This window comes from Yersinia kristensenii, assembly GCF_900460525.1.
Lineage (GTDB): Bacteria > Pseudomonadota > Gammaproteobacteria > Enterobacterales > Enterobacteriaceae > Yersinia > Yersinia kristensenii.
In genome coordinates, this window is record NZ_UHIY01000001.1 from 2,012,829 (window position 1) to 2,033,161 (window position 20,333).

Here is a 20,333-nt window from a genome sequence, read left to right on the forward strand (position 1 = left end):
GAGTGAATTCCTATGTGTACGACTTGTGGTTGCGCCAGCGGCGAGAGAAAGATCGAGGGCGATGACCATCATCAACATGATGATCACCACCACGACCACCATGACGGTCATCACCATCATCATGACGGTCACCATGATCAGCACCAGCATGAACATCACGAAATAGCGGCCCCGACGCAAAAGATTCAGCATAAACATAAACACAAATATGTTGCCAAGGGGACACAGCCGGTCATTGTTCATCACCATTATTATTACCATCAGGGTGATGTTCACCATCACTATCACGGTAAAGCGCCGGAGCCGATGGTGGCCACGGAACCTGAAGACACAGACGCGCCCGCCGCCGAGCCCTTCACGCCGCAAGTTCATGCTGACAAGCTGGGGCTGCATTATGGGCAGGGTGAAGCCGGTAGCCATGCACCGGGCATGGGGCAGCGCCGCTTGTTGCAAATCGAGCAGGACGTCCTGAGCAAAAACAATCAGTTAGCCAGTCATAATCGTGAGCATTTTGTCGAGCAACATATTTTGGCGCTGAATTTGGTTTCCAGCCCCGGCTCTGGCAAAACCACCTTGTTGACCACCACCCTGCAACTGCTGGCCGGGCAAGTGCCCTGCGCGGTGATTGAAGGTGATCAGCAAACCACTCATGATGCCGAACGTATTCGCGCCACCGGTGTGCCAGCGATTCAGGTCAATACTGGCAAAGGCTGCCATCTGGATGCGCAGATGGTGCATGATGCCGCGCACCGCTTGAATCTGAGCAATAACAGTCTGCTATTCATTGAAAACGTTGGGAATTTGGTGTGTCCCGCCAGCTTTGATCTTGGCGAACGTCATAAAGTGGCGGTGCTTTCGGTGACGGAAGGTGAAGATAAACCGCTGAAATACCCTCATATGTTTGCCGCCTCCACCCTAATGATTATCAATAAAATCGACCTGCTGCCGTACCTGGATTTTGATATCGAACAGTGCATTCATTATGCCCGTCAGGTGAATCCTGAAATTCAGGTCATTGCGCTGTCGGCCAGCAGCGGCGAGGGGATGGATTTGTGGCTGGAATGGCTGGAGGCGCAGCGATGTGCTTAGGCGTACCCGGCAAAATAGTGGCGGTGGGAGAAGATATCCACCAACTGGCATGGGTAGAAGTGAGCGGCGTAAAACGCGAAATCAATATCGCGTTGGTGTGCGACACATCACCGGCTGACTTGCTCGGCCAATGGGTGTTGGTGCATGTCGGGTTTGCCATGAGCTTACTGGATGAAGAAGAAGCCCAGCAGACACTGGCGGCCTTAGCGCATATGCAGGCGGTGGGGCTGGATTTAGATGATGTCGCTAACGGGGCCAATGATGCGCTACGTTGATGAATTCCGCGATCCGGCGCTGGTCAGTGCATTATTGCAACGGATCGAACACTTATTGCCGCAAATCCCGGATCAACAGCGCTTGCCGTTGCAAATTATGGAAGTGTGCGGTGGTCACACGCACGCGATCTTCAAATTTGGTCTGGATCAACTGCTGCCGGAGGGGCTGGAGTTTGTCCATGGGCCGGGTTGCCCGGTGTGTGTGTTGCCGATGGGCCGCATCGACAGTTGTTTGGAAATTGCCGCTCACCCACAGGTGATTTTCTGCACTTACGGCGACGCCATGCGGGTGCCGGGGCGCAATGGCTCGATGCTGGATGCCAAGCGGCGCGGGGCCGATATCCGCGTGGTTTACTCGCCACTGGATGCCCTGACTCTCGCGCAGCAGCATCCGGATCGCGAAGTGGTGTTTTTCGGCCTCGGTTTTGAAACCACCATGCCCGCCACTGCCCTAACGTTGCAACAAGCCAAACGGCTGGGCCTAACCAATTTCACGGTGTTCTGCCAGCACATCACCATCATTCCTACCTTGCGCAGCCTGCTACAACAGCCGGATGTGCGCATTGACGGTTTCCTCGCGCCCGGCCATGTCAGCATGGTGATTGGCACCACGCCGTACGGTTTTATTTGCAGCCAATTCAATAAGCCGCTGGTGGTCACCGGCTTTGAACCGCTGGATATTTTACAAGGGTTGGTGATGCTGCTGGAGCAGAGGGTCAGTGGGCGTTGTGCGGTGGAAAATCAATATCGGCGCATTGTACCCGACAACGGCAACCTGCTAGCGCAACAAGCGCTGGCCGAGGTATTTGTAACCAAAGAGCGCAGTGAGTGGCGCGGGTTGGGTGAAATAGCCGATTCCGGTGTGCAACTTAGCCCGACTTATCAGGATTTTGATGCTGAGCGGCGTTTTACTCCACAACAGCAGCGGGTGGCTGATGACCCGCGATCCCGTTGCGGCGATGTACTGACCGGGCGTTGCAAACCGGATCAATGCCCGCTGTTTGGTGGCGAATGCACGCCAGATAATGCATTTGGGGCGCTGATGGTTTCCTCCGAAGGGGCTTGCTCTGCCTATCATCAATACCGATAGTTTTTGATATCAGAGTGATGACAAGGCTGACTTGCGGGGAAATGTACCGAATGGGTCGTAACGGCGTAAGCCGTCGGAGTGCCCATCGGTGCAGTCGCCCCGCTAGATACCAAATGATAAATATTGGTTATCGAAACCAATCAATCAGGTCACAACTAAATGAATAAACAAGAGATTACCCTGGCACACGGCAGTGGTGGGCGGGCAATGCAGAGCTTGATCGAATCGCTGTTTTTGGCGGCGTTTTCTAACCCGGCACTGAATGAGCGCGAAGATCAGGCGCGTATTGCGCTGGCAGATCTGGTGGCCCAAGGGGATCGGCTGGCAATATCGACCGACAGCTATGTGATTGATCCTATTTTCTTCCCCGGCGGAGACATCGGCAAATTGGCGGTGTGCGGCACGGCGAATGATGTGGCGGTCAGTGGCGCAACGCCGCGTTATCTTTCGTGTGGTTTTATTCTGGAAGAAGGGCTGCCGATGGTTGATTTGGAGCGCATTGTGCACTCAATGGCGGCCACGGCGCGGCAGGCGGGAATTCAGATAGTGACCGGTGATACCAAAGTGGTGCAGCGCGGTGCGGCGGATAAGATCTTCATCAATACCACCGGTATCGGGGTGATCCCGGCGGATATCCAATGGGGAACCGCGATGATCCGTGCGGGTGATCGGATCATTGTCAGCGGCACCTTGGGCGATCACGGCGCGACTATTTTAAATTTACGCGAAGGTTTGGGGCTGGAGGCCGAGTTAGTCAGTGATTGCGCCCTGCTGGCTCCCTTGATTGCCCCCCTGCATCATATTAGCGGTGTGCGGGCGCTACGCGATGCTACTCGCGGCGGCGTAACGGCAATTCTGCACGAATTTGCCGCCGCCAGTGGTTGTGGCATGGAAATCAATGAAGCGGATTTGCCGCTGAAACCGGCGGTACGCGGTATTTGCGAGTTATTGGGGCTGGACGCACTCAACTTTGCCAATGAAGGCAAGCTGGTACTGGTAGTCTCACCTGAGGCGCAAGATGCTGTTTTAACTGAATTACAGCGCCACCCACTGGGCCGCGATGCTGCGGTTATCGGGCAGGTGACCGAGCATAAACAAGTGCGTTTATGCGGCGCATTTGGTGTCTCGCGCCGACTAGATTTGCCGCTAGATGAGCCATTACCCCGCATTTGCTGATCCCCTGCGTCCTTGAAGCCGCGGGGTGTTAGCTGCGTTCGCTATTTGCTTACTTGCTGCCTACCTGCAACTCCAATGACTTTGGGGATCTCATGTGGCCTTGCAGCTACCGGTGATTAACTGGTTGATAAGTGGGGAAATGTGCCGAATATGCTAAGGAGTTTCTGTGGAGATAAACGGCCTGTGCCTGCGGATAAAAGGTAAAGTGCAGGGGGTGGGGTTTCGCCCCTATGTCTGGCAACTTGCTCATCGTTTTGGGCTACACGGTGATGTCAGTAATGACAGCGCGGGCGTGACGGTTCACTTGTGGCAAGCCCCCGCAGCGGTAGATTTTTTACAAGCCTTGCCGCAAGATTGCCCGCCATTGGCGCGCATTGACAGCATTGATACCGCGCCCTATCACTGGCAACAGCCGCCGCTGGAGTTTGTGATTCATCACAGCGGGGCGGGGCAGATGGACACTCAAATTGTACCGGATGCCGCGACCTGTGATGCTTGCCTGAATGAAATGAATGACCCGGCCAATCGCCGCTATCGCTACCCTTTTATCAACTGCACCCATTGTGGCCCGCGTTTTACCATTATCCACCGCATGCCGTATGACCGGCCCGATACCGCCATGGGCAAGTTCCCGCTGTGCGCGGCGTGTCAGGCCGAATATGACCATCCCGCAGACCGCCGTTTTCATGCTCAGCCCAATGCTTGCGCAGATTGTGGCCCGCAACTGTGGTTGGCTGCCGCAAATGGGCAGGCCGTGGCGCACGGTTTCTCCGCGCTTGAGCAAGCCGCCGCTGCGCTGTTGGCGGGCGAAATTGTTGCCGTCAAAGGGCTGGGCGGGTTCCATCTGGCCGTCGATGCTACCAATGCCGCCGCAGTAGCCCGTTTGCGTGAACGCAAACACCGCCCCACCAAACCGTTGGCGGTGATGTTACCGGATGCTGGCTGGCTGAACAGCTGTGTGCAAGCCGCTGATAATGATGCTTTATTCCGCTTATTACGCAGTTCGGCCGCCCCGATTGTGTTGGTGGCAAAGCGGCCGGAAGGCCCACTTTGTGCGGCAGTCGCGCCAGAGTTACCCGAAATCGGCATTATGCTACCCGCTAACCCGCTGCAACATTTGCTGCTGCAACAGGTAGCGCGCCCGTTAGTGATGACTTCCGGCAACGGCAGCGGCAAACCGCCCGCTTTAAGTAATCAACAGGCCCTAAGTGCCCTGAGTGAGATTGCCGATCACTGGCTATTGCACGACAGAGAAATTGTGCAGCGCGCCGACGACTCGCTAGTGCGCCTTACCCCAGATGGGGCCGAAATGCTGCGCCGGGCTCGGGGCTATGTGCCGGATGCTTTCGAGTTGCCGCCGGGGTTTAGCCAGCAACCGGCCATTCTGGCGCTGGGGGCCGATATGAAAAACACCTTCTGCTTGCTGCGAGACCGCAATGCGGTGCTGAGTCAGCATTTGGGTGATCTGGAGGACCGCGATATTGCGCAGCAACAGCAGCAATTATTAGCGCTGTTTTGCGATATTTATCATTTTACCCCGCAGGCGATAGTCGTAGATGCGCACCCCGGTTATGTCAGCCACCAATTTGGCAAAGAGTGGGCCGCGCAACAGAATATTCCCTGTATCGCCGTGCTACATCATCATGCGCATCTGGCGGCTTGTCTGGCAGAGCACGGCTGGCCGCGTCAGGGGGGGGGCGGTTATAGGTTTGGCGCTGGATGGGCTGGGGTATGGCGCTGATGGTCACTTATGGGGCGGAGAATGTCTGCTGGTTGATTATGTGAATTGTGAATATGTGGGCGGTTTGCCTGCGGTGGCCTTACCCGGCGGGGATCTGGCTTCTCGTCAGCCGTGGCGCAATTTACTGGCGCAATTTCAGCGCTTTGTGCCGGATTGGCAAAACCTACCTGAAGCTGCGGCTATCCCATCGCCACAAGGGGAAGTGCTGGCGCGGGCGATTGCGCGTGACATTAATGCGCCACTGGCTTCATCAGCAGGGCGGCTATTTGATGCGGTGGCGGCGGCGCTGAATATTGTTTCACCGACCATCAGTTGGGAGGGGGAAGCCGCGTGTTTACTGGAAGCGCTGGCATGGCAAAGTTCCCGAACAGTCCCGCCCGTCACTATGCCACTGCGCGACAATCAATTGGATTTGGGCACCTTCTGGCGGCAATGGCTGGCTTTTGATGCCGCACCCGCTGAGCGCGCTTATGCTTTCCACTTTGCGCTGGCGCAGGGCTTTGCCACCTTGGCTCGACAAGCGGCACAGCGTTTTGCCGTTGATACTATTGCCTTTTCTGGCGGAGTGCTGCATAACCGACTGCTGCGCCAATTACTCCGCGAGCAATTGCATGACTTCAAATTATTGATGCCCCAGCGCCTGCCCGCCGGTGATGGCGGCCTGGCGCTAGGGCAGGCGGTGATTGCGGCTGCGCGTGGCTAACTATTGGCGCACTGCGCTGTGCCAAAGTTGTTGATAATGCGGGCAAGTCGCGAGTAATTGCGTATGGTTGCCTTGCTGACTGACGCGGCCCTGCTCAATCACCACAATGTTATCGGCGTCCATCAGAGTATCCAGCCGGTGGGCCACTGCTAACACTGTTTTATGGCGATAGTGCTGGCGAAGTGTCTGTAGGAGCTGCCGCTCATTGACGCGATCAATGGCGGCGGTGGCTTCATCCAGCAATAGCAGCGGAGCATTTTTCAATAGCGCCCGCGCCAGACTCAAGCGCTGACGTTCACCGCCAGACAGCCAACCGGCATTTTCCCCAACCCGAGTGTTTAACCCTTCCGGTAATCGCGCCAGCAAGTCCTGTAATCCGGCCTGTTGGCAAATAGCGTCCAACTGGTGCTCACTGGCCTGCGGTGCCGCTAGCCGCAGATTATCGCCGAGCGTGCCATCGAACAATTGCACATCCTGCATGACAAAAGCCAGCCGGTCATACAGATTATCCGTGCCTATTTCATCCAAAGTTAACCCGCCCAACCGCACTTCGCCTTGTTGCGGGGGATAGAAGTTGGCCGCCAGTGCCAGTAAGGTACTTTTCCCTACACCGGATGCGCCGACAATCGCGGTCGTCTGGCCTGCCGGTACGCTGAAGCTGATGTTTTGCAGCAGCGGCTCTGCCCCATAACTGAAGGTCACATTATCAAATACGATGTCCATGTTCTGCGGTGCACTGCCCTGTGCCGGTTGCAGCGGTTTGTCCAGTAGCTGATTGAGTTTAGCGGCGGAGGCACTCATGATTTTCAATAACATAGCAAAAGTGCTCAACCCCAGTAGCGGCTGAATAATCGCGGCGGTAGCAATGATAAAGAACAGCCATTGAGTGCTCGCCAATGCTTGCGGCTGCAACCAGAGCGCACTAAATAACAGCAACAACATCATGCCACATTCCAGTAAAAAGCAGCTGAGTTGCACAATCACCCCAGCCGCCGCTTCTACCCCCAGCCCGCTGTCGCGCTGTTGGCGCAATTGCTGCTTCAGCGGCAGGCGCAAAACATCACAGCGATTAAACAGTTTTAGGGTCGGTAAGGCGGCTAAATACTCCAGCACTTGGGCGCTGCTTTCGGTGCGAATTGCAGTGTCGTGCTGGGCGCGCTGCATTAGCCAGCGGTGAAAATGCTGTTGTAGCAGCCAGATAACGGGCAGTGGCAAGGTCAGACACAATGCCAGCCGCCAATCGATAAAATAGAGGCTTAACAGCGCCAAACACGGGATGGTGATAATCGCCACCACCTCGGAAACCACGTGGGAGAGCACAAATTCAAACTGATGCAGGTCGCGCGTCATCAATGTGGTCAGTTCCCCCAGCCGATGGCGGCTGAGTTCCCCCAACGGCTGTTGACGTAAATGGCGAGTCAACGTACGGGTTAGGGCGGTGGTCAGGCGGTAACTGGCGAGGTAATTACGCCGCTGGCCGAACTGCGCGATAGTAAAGCGCAGCAACAATATCACCAGCAACCCCACCAGCAGCGCGGCGATATAAGTTGGCGTCAGTTGTGACTGCTGCATTAGCCACAAGGTAGCAAACACTGCCACCCACGGCAGAATATTCAAGAGTTGCTCAACCACCCGCAGTACCAGCGCTAATATTAATGGGCGCGGGGATTCGTGGGTGCGATGTAACAGTTTCCACAGTTCCGTCATGGCTGTTCCTCTGACTGTTGCTCTTCTGACTGATAGTGCCGATTTAAGGTTTGATACAGAGGGCAACTGTCCATCAATGCGAAGTGATGACCTTGAGCGCAGATTTGCCCCTGTTCCAGCACCATAATGTGGTCAGCAAGCTGTGCTTGCCCCAGACGGTGAGTGACAAAAATTAGCGTTTGCTGGGGAAAAAGTTGGCGGATCCCTTGCATCAAGCGCTGTTCGGACGGGGAATCGAGGTGTGAACTGGCTTCATCCAGCAGTAGAATCGGGGTCTGGGCAAATAATCCACGGGCGATGGCAATCCGCTGGCGTTCACCGCCGCTGAATTGGCGCGCTGCATCACCAATTAAGGTGTCCAGCCCGTGGGGTAACTGCGCGATAATCGGCTTCAGCCCGGTCAGTGCCAGCACTTGCTCGAATAACGAATCGGTAACCGGCCGCGCGGCCAACAACAGGTTTTGCCGCAAACTCATGCGCAATAACAGGTTATTTTGCGTCACCATTATGAGTAGGGTTGCCCGCTGGTTTTCACTGAAATCCATCAAACACTGCCCGCCCAGTCGCACCCGGCCTGTATCCGCCTGAATACTGCCGCTCAGGACATTCAGTAAACTTGATTTACCGGCCCCTGATGGCCCGACCAAAGCATAACTTTTTCCCGCTTCAAAGGTGGCGGAGAGCGGGGATAACACTGGGCGGTTGGCATGATACAAACTCACGTCATCGGCCTGTAAAACCGGCGCTGCGTCAATGGTGAGAGAGGGAGCATGATGGGCGGGGGAGCCGAACAGCGGGATCAGCTGTTCCAAGGCAATAAAGGCCTCCGCTAGCGCATGATGCAGCTGAGATAGCCGCAGCCACGGGCGTAGCAAGCCGCAACTGAGCATCAGTGCCAGAGCAAATTCCGGCAAAGCCAACTGCTGGTGGAGCCACAAGAAAGCCGCAGCGGGCAGCACCAATATCAGCGAAGATTGGCTGACGGTGACAAATGCTGTCCAGCCGATAATCATCCGCCCAGTGACTTTTGCCACCAATGATAATTGATTTTCCAGTGCGCGCTCCAATTGCTGGAAGCTCTCGGCATCGCGCCGAAATGCTTTCATCACCGGCAGTGCATTGAGGAACTCCAGCATGGCGTTATCGGTGCGGGTAACACTCTGATTAAAATCCCGTTGCCGGTCGCTATAGCCCGCCATAATGCGTTTTTGCAGCAATATCGCCAGCGGCAGCGGGATTAATGCCACCAGCGCCAGCCGCCAATCTACCCAAAACAGCACACTCAACAGCACCAGTGGCAATAACAAACCGGCGATGATATCCACCAAATAATGGGCGATAACCGGCTCTAGTCGCTCACTCTCGCGCAGCACCCGCTTTTCTAAATCGCCGCGATGAAAGCGGTTTAATTTTGCCCATACAGCACCGATGACGGGCCGCGCAACACTTCAATCCGCTCTAAGCCATAAGGCTCGGCTTTCGGCCAGGCTTGGGCGGTGGTGCTGCGCAAACCGTCGCGCAACATACCGGTGCTAGAAATATCAAAACCACGGATATTCAGGCTATCAAAACGCTGCGATGCAGCCCCATTGGTTTGCAATATTCCCGAGGTATAGCGCAAGGCTTCGGCCACGGATTGGGCATTATGGGCCGTTATCTCAGCCCGGCTGACCACTGAGATAGCTTGCGGCGTTTCAATCAGCGGGGTATCGGTTTTGGTGGCGGTGCTGCTGCGGGTCGCAATATAACCGTTGACCGGCCCAGTGGGGGATTCAGCCTGTTTGGCGGTCACGATAAGCGTATCTGCTGCCGCTTTTTTATCGCTGTCAGCCTGGCTCAGGGCCGGGAAGCATAAAGCAATGAATGCCGCTGGTGGTAGTAAATGGCGTAAATGGGACGTCATAATGTGGCTTTCCTAGAGGTCATTTCCCAAAAATGGGAATGTATCTCATTTGTATTCAAGCCACAGCGCAGTCACTTTAATTTCTGCGACTATTGTTTTAGATAAAATATAACTTAATGAAAAGAGACTGAATTATTGGCGCAGTGTGTGAGGCGACAAACCAAAACGTTTACGAAATGCGGTTGAGAAGTGAGCTGGGGTATAGCCTACCGACCAGGCCACATTAGCTATTGGGCAGTCGCCGCTGACCAGCAGACGGTAGCCTTGTTGCAAGCGCAGCTCTTGTAAGCAGGCGGCGACGGTGCAGCCCAGTAACATTTTAAAACCATGATTCAACTTGCGCACGTTTAACCCCACTTGACGGGCCAATTGATAGAGTGTTGGGGCATTAGCCAGGTCGGCGGCCAGTAATTCGCGGGCCTGATGGATGCGCTCAATATCCGCCTGATTAAGGCGCGGTGGGTTAGTGGGCGTGTGCTGTCCCTGTAGCTGCTCCAGTGCAAAAGCGCTGAGTTCCAATGCTTTACCTGCCAGATACAAATCGCGGAATTTCCCTTGCAGTGGGTTGGTTATCATTTGTTGCACCAGCGCCTGCATCGGTTTACTGGCGGGCTGGCACAATAACTGTGGCCCGTGCTGAGTTGCCCGCTGCAATAGCGGCAGGTCAGATATTTCGAGGGAGTCGAGCATCTCGGCATCTAAACGCACACTGGCATAATGCATTGAAGTGTCGGGGGTAAAACGCTGGTGGCTGATATTTTCTTCATGATTGGCAATCACACAGAGTGTTGGGCTGCTGATGGTGATGTTTTCCTGATTTTCCAGGCGGCATTGCAATGAGCCGCGCAGCACCAGAATCAGCTTAATACCTTGCCACAAGGGTTCTGGCATCCACTCAGCATTGGGCGGCAGCCATTTGCCACAAGATAGCTGTATTTGTGGCGAGGTAAGAGAAAGATGAGTCTGATGGTGCTCAAATGCGGGCATTAGCGGGGATAAAGCAGAATTTGGCATCAGAATCACCATTAAAAGGCAGAATAATGCTCCCTAAGATAGGCCAAGTTTGAGGATAAAAATACTAAAAATTCGCTAATGGTTTTTGAGTTATCCCATTGAGAATATGAGGTTTTATTCTATCAACATGATAATGCGAGCAATTAAAACTATATTCAGCAAAATTGTATCATTCTGAGTGATGAATATGGGTTAACGTGTTAATAATGAAGTTCGTTGACTCGGGGTGCCCACCGTTTAATCTGGTGTGGCTGAGATAAGACCCGTATGACCTGATCTGGATTATGCCAGCGGAGGGAAGTTGCGGTGCCTTAAACAAGGCCTCCCCTTCCTGTTCGCCGGTGAGGGGACACTATGAATACCATCCACACTGACACCTCTATTTCACCCACTCTTTTCCCAGATGCACGGGCTACCGCCAGTTGGCATCAATTCCGTGCCACGCCGCCATTGGTGCATTGTCTGACCAATGAAGTGGTGCAGTCATTTACCGCTAATGTGTTGCTCGCTCTGGGGGCTTTCCCCGCCATGGTGGTAGAGCCGGAAGAAACCGCGCAATTCAGTGCTATGGCGAACAGTTTGCTTATTAATATTGGAACGCTGCATCGGGCGCGAGCAGAGTCCATGTTGAGCGCGGTAATCGCGGCTAATCAAGCGGGAACACCCTGGGTGCTGGACCCCGTTGCGGTGGGCGGGCTGGCATATCGTACTGATTTCGCCCGCCATTTACTCACACTAAAACCTGCGGCTATACGTGGAAACGCCTCGGAGATCATGGCATTGAGTGGTATGGCGACCATGGGGCGCGGAGTGGATAGTGTGGATACGTCGCTGGCAGCTTTACCTGCTGCTCGCCAATTGGCCCGACAGGCCCAGACGGTGGTTGCCGTAACCGGTGAGGTAGATTATGTCACTGATGGTCAACGCGATTTTGCCGTGGCTGGCGGTGATAAGCTGATGACCCGGGTGGTGGGCACTGGTTGTGCGCTGTCTGCGGTGGTGGCGGCATTTTGTGCGCTAGACGGGGATCGTTTGCACCATGTTGCTACCGCTTGCCGAATTATGTCGCAAGTCGGCGGGCAGGTATCTCAACGCGTCGCTGGGCCGGGGAGTTTTATTCCCGCATTTCTTGATGGCCTTTATCAATTGGAGACTCTGGTGTCTTAACTCTTGCCCGATCTTCTCTCTATCCTGCCAAGATTTTATTCTCAGATTAAATTTAATGATCAGCCTCTGCGGGGGCTTTTAATTTTTGAATTTATATTCAGCAAATATTTTGCCATGGTTTAACATTTAAATAGAGGACATTCTGACTCTTTTGTCTTCCCGGTCTATTTCCACATCTCTGTTTTTTTAGTTCCCTAATGAACATATAGGAAAATATAATGGCCATTCTGAACAGTTATAAGATAGCGGCGCTGTTTGCCGTCGGGATATTAATGGCAGGATGCGCCTCAAAGGTCACAACCAGTGCGCAGTACTCTGGTTTTCTTGGTGATTACAGTAAGTTACAAGAATCTGAATCCGCAAGTGGCCAGAAAGTATTGCGTTGGGTTTCACCCGATTTCAATGTTGATAAATACACTGGCATTTATTATACGCCGTTGGTCTATTATCCAAGATCAAGCCCAACTCAACGAGTAAGTCAGAAAACATTAGATGAAATATTAGCTTACGCGAATAAAAGGCTTAAACAGGCCGTTAGCCAACAATTACCGCTAGTCAATTCACCGAAAAAACACAATATTTTGATTGTACGAGGTGCAATTACCGCAGTTTCTGCGGAAGATAAAGATATTCAAGTCTATGAGATGATTCCAATAGCCGCTGTTATTGCCGGAACTATGGCGGCGACCGGTAACCGCACCCAACATACTGCGCTTTATTTGGAATTACAGGTTATTGATTCTAATACCGGCAAACCCGTTATTGTCGTCGTACGCAAAGCTTATGGTAAGGATGTCAGTAACAGCGGCGTACCGATTTCTGCAGAACAAGTCAAAAGTACAATAGATGGTTTGGTTTACGATATTGTTAACTTCAAATTAAAAAGCCAACCCACTCAGTAAAACTGCTGCGGCTCAGCCTTTGTAAGTCATTTATCCAGAGGCTGAGCCATTTTTCTTGATGTTTTATTTATCATTATCTGTTTGATGAGTAATATTTAATAATTCATTTAATTTCATTGGCTTACCCAGAAGATAACCTTGGGCTTCATCGCACATTAACGCTTGTAGATGCTCAAGTTGTTCTGTGGTTTCAACGCCTTCGGCGGTCACGGTCATAGAGAGCGCGTGGCCGAGGTTAATAATTCCCTCGACAATTGATTGCCCTTCACGGGACTGCGTCAGCTCATCAATAAAGCTCTTATCAATTTTCAAACCATCGAATGGGAAGCGGCGCAGATAATTCAGTGAGGAATATCCAGTCCCAAAATCATCCATTGATAAACGCACGCCCAAGGCTTTCAATGCGGTCATGGTTTTAAAGGCGCCATCTGCATCTTCAATCATTATCCGCTCAGTGATTTCTAACTCCAGCCGGTGGCTCGGTAACCCGGTCTGCCGCAAAACTTGTCGCACTCGCTCAATAAGATGTTGGCTGCGGAATTCAATGGCAGATATATTGACTGAAACAATCAGTGAGGCGGGCCATGTAGCTGCATCCTGACAGGCTTGAAGCATCGTCCAATCGCTGATGGCGGTAATAAGGCCGGTCTCTTCTGCCAAAGCAATAAATTGATCTGGCATCAGCAGCCCCAACACCGGGTGGTTCCAGCGCACCAGCGCTTCGGCACCTGTAAGTTTGGTTCCTGCAATACGATAGCGCGGCTGATAGTAAAGGTTGAATTCATTGTGTTTAATAGCTTGGCGCAAGAAACGCTCTAACTCGCTGCGTTGCATTAGGCGGTCATTCATTTCACTGGAATAAAAACTCCAGCGGTTGCGGCCACTATTTTTGGCTTCATACATCGCAATATCTGCGAAGCGCAACAGCTCCTCGGCTTGCATGGAGTCCTGTGGCGCTAGCGCAATACCGATGCTGGCGCTGATAAAAATATCCTGATCATTAATAATATATGGGCTTTCAATGCGGTCAATAACGCGCGTGCAGAGGTCTTCAATTTCTTTGATTGAAGAAAGCCCGGTAATAATTAGGATGAATTCATCTCCCCCTTGACGAGCCACTAAATCCTGATCGCGCAAACAACTTCTCAGCCGTTCAGATACTTGATGGAGCACCTGGTCACCCGCCATATGGCCAAAGGTATCGTTAACGGGTTTAAATTTATCCAAATCAACATTGAGGATCACCAACGGATGCGGTGCAGCGGTTAAATTACGCAGCTTACTTTCCAGAAATTCTTTCATTCTCATACGGTTGGGTAAACCGGTCAGCGAGTCATGCAGAGAAAGATGCTGAATTCGCTCTTGTGCTTCTATCTCTTGGGTGATGTCAGAAACAGTGCCACGAAAACCAATGTTTTCATCATTTTTGATGATGGGTTTGGCATAAACACGGCAAATACGTTTGTCACCTTTGGCTGAGAAATACGTGCATTGCAGCTCATTGCGGGATTCTGTTAAATGCGTGTATTGCAGCCAGGATCGTAGCGGAATATGGTCACAATTGAGCAAGGAGTCGAGATTACGGCCTAACCAGCGCTCGACACTGAGCCCGGTAATAGTGGTAAATCGCTGGGAGAGATAGGTGATGCGCAGGTTGGCATCTGTTTCCCATAGCCAATCGGTGGCGGCTTCCGCCATGTGACGAAAGCGCTCTTCGCTGGCAATTAATGCCACTTTATTTTCATCGGCAATGTGCGCTTCCGACAGCGCGCGCCGTAGAATCCACCAGCCACTCAGCCAGAGAATAAGGGCAATTAACGCCAGTAAGGGCAGTAATATATTGAGCAGTTGCGCGCCGGGCATATGTTGGTTCCAGTACAGCGTCACTACACTGTTGTCATTTGGCGCTAATTCTTTTGACGATAACTGTATTGAGGGGCTGGAAGCAGCATCTTTTTTATCCAAGGCCGTGCGGAGGTGGTGAATACCATAATTTTCGCCCAACACATTCAGTTCGGTTTGGGTCAGTATATTGGTGAAGACCAGAACAGACGGTGGGCCAGCCACGGGTTTAATCCGTGGGTCATTGCCGGTGGTTAATACCGCCGCCGCAACAATGGCAGGTACTCCAGCAATATTGATGATTTTCGTGGCGGCATCTTGTTTTTCGGCCTGACGGCGTACCGAATCAATAAACGGCGTAATATTTTCGCCGAGCCAGTCTTGTAGATCGATATTCACCAACTGCCCATTGATGACGGAATAACGGGTTTTCCCTTGTCCATCAATGACAAAAACACCTTCATAGCCAAAGTTTTTGTAAAGCGATGGCCCCAGATTTTGGCTAACAAAGGCCCAGTCAGGATCGACGGTGACATGTAAGTGTTCATAGGCATCGCCCCAATAAGCATTATCTTTTATTCTGGTTTTGATAGATTTTTGGCGCGTTTCCCATGCTTTTTCCAGCAGAAAACGGCTATTGGATTCGGCTTGTTCATTTAATTGTGTAGCAAGATAGATAATGCCCGCAGCGGCAATAATAATGATTGCTCCAACGAGCAAAACCATAGTCCGTAAAGCCCGTTTGGCAAAGAAAACATTTTCCCCTCTGGCCCCCGATTCAGGTGGGGTGGAGTTTGTCATAGTGAATTCCCTTATACCCATCATCATCTTTCAAATTGCAGCGGTGTTGGCTGCACTGATTACTCCGGCCATCCATGGGCAACCCTTGTTTGCCATCTTTCCTCACTGAGAAATAGATTGGGCGCGCTGAGAAAAACATTTGTCTAATCAGCAGAAAGTAAGGACGCTAAGGTAATATAAACTAGTATAACTCCGCCGAGTTATTATTTTAGCTTAGAATAATATGATGTTTTTCTGCGGTTTTTTCATTAAAAAAGAATAGAAATAAAACCAAACTGACTATCTATCCTTCATGGACAATGAGTCTCAAGTGTTTCGCTGAGCGCTGGGAGGATTGTTTGTACAGCGCCAGAATGATTGTTATTCAGGTTTTAGTCTGCAATATGAATTTTTGTCGCAAGACGTTAAAGTGACTTAAGATTATTATTAATCACGCTAAGTTTATTTACCCCGTACCCACACTAATTGCCCGCCGAGAGTAAGGAATAAATGACCATGTCTACACTGAATTTGGTTCGCAACGCGATAATGGTTAACGCGCAGCGAATCCTATGTGCTCGGCTATCTTCTCTACCCATATATGCTTTTGTGTTAATGCTGGGTATCAGCACACATAGCGCCGTGGCAGCAGCACCTTTACCGGCGGTGACTGTCGCGGTAGTGGCCTCTGCTACCCCAAATACTGCGTTGCAGTTTCTCGGCCGGGTGGAAGCCATTCAGGCCGTGGATGTAACAACCCGCACAGAAGGGTTTATTGCCGCCAGATTGTTTACCGAAGGGCAGATGGTTAAGCAGGGGGATTTATTGTATGAAATTGATCCGGTCTTACATCAAGCATCCGTCACTCAAGCACAGGCGCAATTAGATAGCGCTACCGCCAGTGCCAACCATGCGCAGGTGACTCTCACCCGTTTGCAGCGTTTGGGTAATAACCGCTCGGTAAGTCAGGCGGAAGTCGATGAAGCACAGGCGCAGCGGGATATCAGCCGGGCGGCAGTGGCTCAGGCGCAAGCAAACCTCCAAATTCAGCAACTACAACTCGGTTTTACTCGCATTTATGCCCCGATCACCGGCCAAATTGGTCACAGTCGCTTTAACGTCGGCAGTTTGATTAACCCGGCCAGTGGTACGTTGGTCAGTATTGTGCAGCTCGATCCTATTCGGGTCGCTATTGCTGTTAATGAAAGAGATTACATCACCGCCACCTATCAATTATCCGCAGCAAGTGGTGCATCCGCGAGTGAAAACAGCGCACTGGCATTTAAGCATTTTACTCCTCGCATTCAACTGGCGAATGGCAAGCAATATCCGGAAAGCGGCGTCTTTGAATCTATTGATAATCAAATTGATAAACAGACCGGCACCGTGACTATTCGAACTCGTTTTGATAACCCACGACATTTATTGCTGCCCGGCGGGGTGGTGAATGTGTCTTTGGCCGCAGAAACAGCAAAAGCCGTCGCGGCTATTCCGATTGCCGCATTGCAACAGAATAAGCAGGGCCATTTTGTGTTGGTGGTAACAGATAAAGATCAGGTGGAAGTGCGGCCCGTCACTCTAGGCGAGCAGTTTGAACAGCAATATGAAGTGAAAGAGGGACTGAAAGTGGGCGAGCGGGTCATTGTGTCGGGGCTACAGCATGTCCGGCCTGGCATGACAGTGAGCGCCAGTGTTGCACCGCCGCTGACTGCGAACTAAGGAGAAGGACAGATGCTGCATTTCTTTATCCGTCGTCCCAAGTTCGCCATTGTTATTGCGTTGGTGATCACCATTGTGGGTTGGGTGTCATTGCATGTGATTCCGGTGGAACAATATCCGGATATCACGCCGCCGGTTGTTTCTGTCAGTGCGGTGTATCCGGGGGCGAGTGCCCGTGATGTGGCGCAAGCTATTGCATCCCCGCTGGAAGCGCAGGTCAATGGTGTCAGCAATATGCTGTATATGGAATCCACCAGTGGCAATAACGGCAGCTACCAACTGAGCATCACTTTTGCTAGCGGCACTGATCCGGATATGGCCGCGGTTGAGGTGCAAAACCGTATTTCTCAGGTGAGCGCCCAGCTCCCAGCTGAAGTGAATGAAAACGGCATTTCAGTGCGTAAACGCGCTTCTAACTTGCTACTGGGAGTGAGTGTCTTCTCACCAAAACAGACTCATGATGCCCTGTTTGTCAGTAACTACACAAGCATACAGCTGCGTGATGCTATCGCGCGTATCAATGGTGTGGGTGATGTGCAGGTGTTTGGTGCCCGTGATTACAGTATGCGTGTTTGGTTGAATCCACAACGCATGGAGTCGCTGAATGTTAGCGTGCAAGACATCATCGCGGCATTGCAACAGCAGAACGTACAGGCGGCTGCCGGGCAGATAGGTTCGTCGCCGTCGTTGCCCGATCAACAACAAACCCTGACCATCAGTGGGCAGGGGCGGCTGACTGACCCACAAGAGTTTGCTAATGTCATTATTCGCAGTAATCCACAGGGCGGTATGATTCGGCTGGGTGATGTTGCCCGCGTAGCGCTCGGAGCACAGAATTATCAAGTCAGCGCGGCGCAAAATCAGACAGAATCAGCATTCTTAGTGGTTTATCCGGTGCCCGGTGCCAATGCATTAGAAGTGGCAAATGGCGTGCGCGACGAAATGGCCCGCCTATCTGCCTCTTTCCCGCCGGATCTGACCTATGAAATCAACTACGATTCCACCTTGCCGGTCACGGCGACCTTGCATGAAATTGCACTCTCACTGACCTTGACCCTCATTGTAGTGCTGGCGGTGGTGTATCTGTTTTTACAAAGTATGCGGGCGACCTTTATTGTCGCGCTCACCATTCCGGTTTCGCTGCTGGGTACCTTTGCGGTGCTGTATGTCTTTGGTTACTCAGCGAATACCCTCAGTCTATTCGCCATTATTCTGGCGCTAACCATTGTGGTCGATGATGCTATTGTGGTGGTCGAAAACGTCGAGCGCTTATTATCGATTGACCCGAATCTAACCTCCGCGGAGGCAACCAAGAAGGCGATGAGCCAGATTGCCGGGCCAATTATTGCTACCACGCTGGTGCTGATGGCGGTATTTGTACCTATTGCCATTTTACCGGGCATCGTGGGTGAGCTGTATCGGCAGTTTGCCGTCACCCTCTCGGCGGCGGTTATTTTGTCCAGTATCAATGCGTTAACTTTAAGTCCGGCACTGTGCGCGCTATTACTTAAGCGCCGCACGTTGTCGAGCACCGGGGTATTTGGTGCTATTAACCGTGGGCTGGACAGTGCCCGTGATGGTTATGTTTCATTGACGGGGCGAATCAGTAGCCGCGCCGTATTTAGTATCGTCGCGCTGCTGTTGGTGGGGTTTGCAACTTGGTGGGGCTATACCCGCCTGCCCACCTCATTCTTGCCGGAGGAGGATCAGGGCTATTTCTTCGTCAGCTTACAATTGCCGGATGGGGCTTCTCTGAACCGAACTCAGACAGTCATGGACCAGATGTATCAGCAGGTGGCCGCCAATGATGCTGTCGAAGATGTGATAAAAATTACCGGTTTCAGTTTACTCAGTGGCAATAACTCACCCAATGCCGGTTTTGCGATTGTGATGCTTAAACCTTGGGGGCAACGCCCACATATTGATCAGGTTTTGGCAAACATTCAGGCCAACCTGGCGGCGATCCCATCGGCGATGATCATGGCGGTGAATCCACCGGCGATTGCCGGTTTGGGTAGCGCTTCGGGATTTGATTTGCGTATTCAGGCGCTGTTGGGGCAAACGCCGCAAGAACTGGCGCAAGTCAGTCAGGGGATTATTTTTGCCGCCAATCAGGACCCGAAACTGAGCCGAGTGTTTACCACTTTCAGTGCTTCGGTACCGGAAACCAATCTGAGTATTGATCGTGATCGTGCCGCGTTATTACAGGTGCCGGTTAGTCGCATTTTCCAGACTTTGCAAACCTCTCTTGGGGGGATGAATGCCGGTGATTTCACCTTAAATAACCGCATGTTCCGGGTGCAATTACAGAATGATATGGATTTTCGCCAGCGCACCGCGCAGATAAATAGTCTGAATGTACGCAGTGATAACGGCGCATTGGTCAGTTTGGCCAATCTGGTGACTTTGACACCTTCAGTCGGCGCTCCTTTTATCAGTAATTTCAATCAGTTTCCTTCAGTAGCCATCAGTGGTTCGGCGGCCGATGGAGCCAGCTCGGGCCAGGCAATGGCGGCGATGGAAGCTCTACTGGCACAGAATTTACCGCAAGGTTACAGCTATAGCTGGAGCGGAATGTCATGGCAGGAGCAGCAAACCGGCGGGCAGGTGGTGTTTATTTATCTGGCTGCGTTAGTGTTCGCTTACCTGTTCCTGGTCGCCCAGTATGAAAGCTGGAGTATTCCGCTGGTGGTCATTCTGTCTGTGGTGTTTGCAGTGGGCGGCGCGGTGGCGGGGTTGTCCGCGATGGGCTTTGCCAATGATGTGTACGCGCAAATCGGGTTGGTATTACTGATAGGGTTGGCGGCCAAGAATGCGATATTGATTGTCGAATTCTCCAAAGCCCGGCGGGAAGAGGGCGCTACGATTGCTCAGGCGGCACAAGACGGTGCTAAACAGCGTTTCCGTGCGGTGATGATGACGGCAATCTCGTTTATTCTTGGCGTGATGCCACTGGTGTTTGCTAGCGGCGCAGGGGCGATGAGCCGCCAGATCATTGGTATTACTGTGTTTGGTGGCATGCTCATGGCAACCGCCGTCGGCATATTCTTCATTCCGGCATTGTATCTGCATATTCAGCGGTTACGGGAATGGACAAAAACACGCAAGCCACCGTCGGATAAAGACCCGCAGCATTAATCAATGGCGGCTAGCAGATACATAGAAATCCTGTATTTGTTAGCCGCCTTTTGTTGCTATCCGCGTGCTTAAAGATTAGAGCGGTAA

13 protein-coding genes, 1 pseudogene and 1 riboswitch are annotated in these 20,333 nt (G+C 52.2%); of the genes and pseudogenes, 9 read left to right on the forward strand and 5 right to left on the reverse strand.

The features are described 5' to 3' along the window. The first annotated feature begins 12 nt into the window (after positions 1-12). The 5 genes and pseudogenes from hypB (at position 13) to hypF (ending at position 6,074) form a co-directional block, all read left to right on the forward strand. A complete protein-coding gene (gene hypB / locus DX162_RS09300) occupies positions 13-1,089 on the forward strand; it encodes a hydrogenase nickel incorporation protein HypB (RefSeq protein ID WP_004389973.1) in 1,077 nt (358 codons plus the stop codon). Then, positions 1,080-1,364: a hydrogenase maturation factor HybG gene (hybG, locus tag DX162_RS09305; protein ID WP_032819564.1), complete on the forward strand. Its 285-nt coding sequence runs from the start codon at positions 1,080-1,082 to the stop codon at positions 1,362-1,364. Before hypB ends, hybG begins: the two co-directional genes overlap by 10 nt. Then, the gene (gene hypD / locus DX162_RS09310) at positions 1,351-2,454 is read left to right on the forward strand and encodes a hydrogenase formation protein HypD (protein WP_032819563.1); all 1,104 of its coding nucleotides are present in this window, start codon (positions 1,351-1,353) and stop codon (positions 2,452-2,454) included. The genes hybG and hypD overlap by 14 nt, the downstream gene beginning before the upstream one ends. Before the next feature lie 159 nt (positions 2,455-2,613). Then, a complete protein-coding gene (gene hypE, locus DX162_RS09315; protein WP_004389969.1) occupies positions 2,614-3,630 on the forward strand; it encodes a hydrogenase expression/formation protein HypE in 1,017 nt (338 codons plus the stop codon). A 166-nt stretch (positions 3,631-3,796) separates the two neighbouring features. After that, positions 3,797-6,074: pseudogene (hypF, locus tag DX162_RS09320) on the forward strand (carbamoyltransferase HypF). Here hypF and DX162_RS09325 read toward each other — a convergent pair. From DX162_RS09325 to DX162_RS09340, 4 genes are all read right to left on the reverse strand, one after another. Further along, a complete protein-coding gene (locus DX162_RS09325) occupies positions 6,075-7,781 on the reverse strand; it encodes an ABC transporter ATP-binding protein (protein WP_032819562.1) in 1,707 nt (568 codons plus the stop codon). Continuing rightward, positions 7,778-9,211 carry an ATP-binding cassette domain-containing protein gene (locus DX162_RS09330; protein ID WP_227744216.1) on the reverse strand — a complete coding sequence of 478 codons (1,434 nt, stop codon included), beginning with the start codon at positions 9,209-9,211 and terminating at the stop codon, positions 7,778-7,780. The genes DX162_RS09325 and DX162_RS09330 overlap by 4 nt, the downstream gene beginning before the upstream one ends. Further along, positions 9,187-9,684, reverse strand: coding sequence for a TonB-dependent receptor plug domain-containing protein (locus tag DX162_RS09335; RefSeq protein WP_004389956.1), 498 nt, complete (start codon positions 9,682-9,684; stop codon positions 9,187-9,189). Before DX162_RS09335 ends, DX162_RS09330 begins: the two co-directional genes overlap by 25 nt. A 132-nt stretch (positions 9,685-9,816) precedes the next feature. Next, positions 9,817-10,698 carry a helix-turn-helix domain-containing protein gene (locus tag DX162_RS09340; RefSeq protein ID WP_157132442.1) on the reverse strand — a complete coding sequence of 294 codons (882 nt, stop codon included), beginning with the start codon at positions 10,696-10,698 and terminating at the stop codon, positions 9,817-9,819. Between the two features lie 212 nt (positions 10,699-10,910). Beyond that, positions 10,911-11,014: riboswitch (TPP riboswitch) on the forward strand. A 38-nt stretch (positions 11,015-11,052) separates the two neighbouring features. Between DX162_RS09340 and thiM the strand changes: the two genes are divergently transcribed. Together thiM and DX162_RS09350 are read left to right on the forward strand one after the other, a co-directional pair. Next, positions 11,053-11,865, forward strand: a complete 813-nt coding sequence (thiM, locus tag DX162_RS09345) for a hydroxyethylthiazole kinase (RefSeq protein WP_004389952.1) — start codon at positions 11,053-11,055, stop codon at positions 11,863-11,865. A gap of 218 nt (positions 11,866-12,083) precedes the next feature. After that, positions 12,084-12,767 (forward strand): DUF3313 domain-containing protein, encoded by a 684-nt coding sequence (locus DX162_RS09350; protein WP_004389950.1) that lies wholly within the window; start codon positions 12,084-12,086, stop codon positions 12,765-12,767. Positions 12,768-12,830: 63 nt separating this feature from the next. Here DX162_RS09350 and DX162_RS09355 read toward each other — a convergent pair whose 3' ends face one another. After that, positions 12,831-15,410, reverse strand: coding sequence for a bifunctional diguanylate cyclase/phosphodiesterase (locus DX162_RS09355; protein WP_032819561.1), 2,580 nt, complete (start codon positions 15,408-15,410; stop codon positions 12,831-12,833). A gap of 528 nt (positions 15,411-15,938) precedes the next feature. Here DX162_RS09355 and DX162_RS09360 point away from each other — a divergent pair. Together DX162_RS09360 and DX162_RS09365 are read left to right on the forward strand one after the other, a co-directional pair. Beyond that, positions 15,939-17,108: an efflux RND transporter periplasmic adaptor subunit gene (locus DX162_RS09360; RefSeq protein ID WP_227744217.1), complete on the forward strand. Its 1,170-nt coding sequence runs from the start codon at positions 15,939-15,941 to the stop codon at positions 17,106-17,108. Between the two features lie 12 nt (positions 17,109-17,120). Continuing rightward, the gene (locus DX162_RS09365; RefSeq protein WP_004389945.1) at positions 17,121-20,246 is read left to right on the forward strand and encodes an efflux RND transporter permease subunit; all 3,126 of its coding nucleotides are present in this window, start codon (positions 17,121-17,123) and stop codon (positions 20,244-20,246) included. Positions 20,247-20,333: the final 87 nt, after the last annotated feature.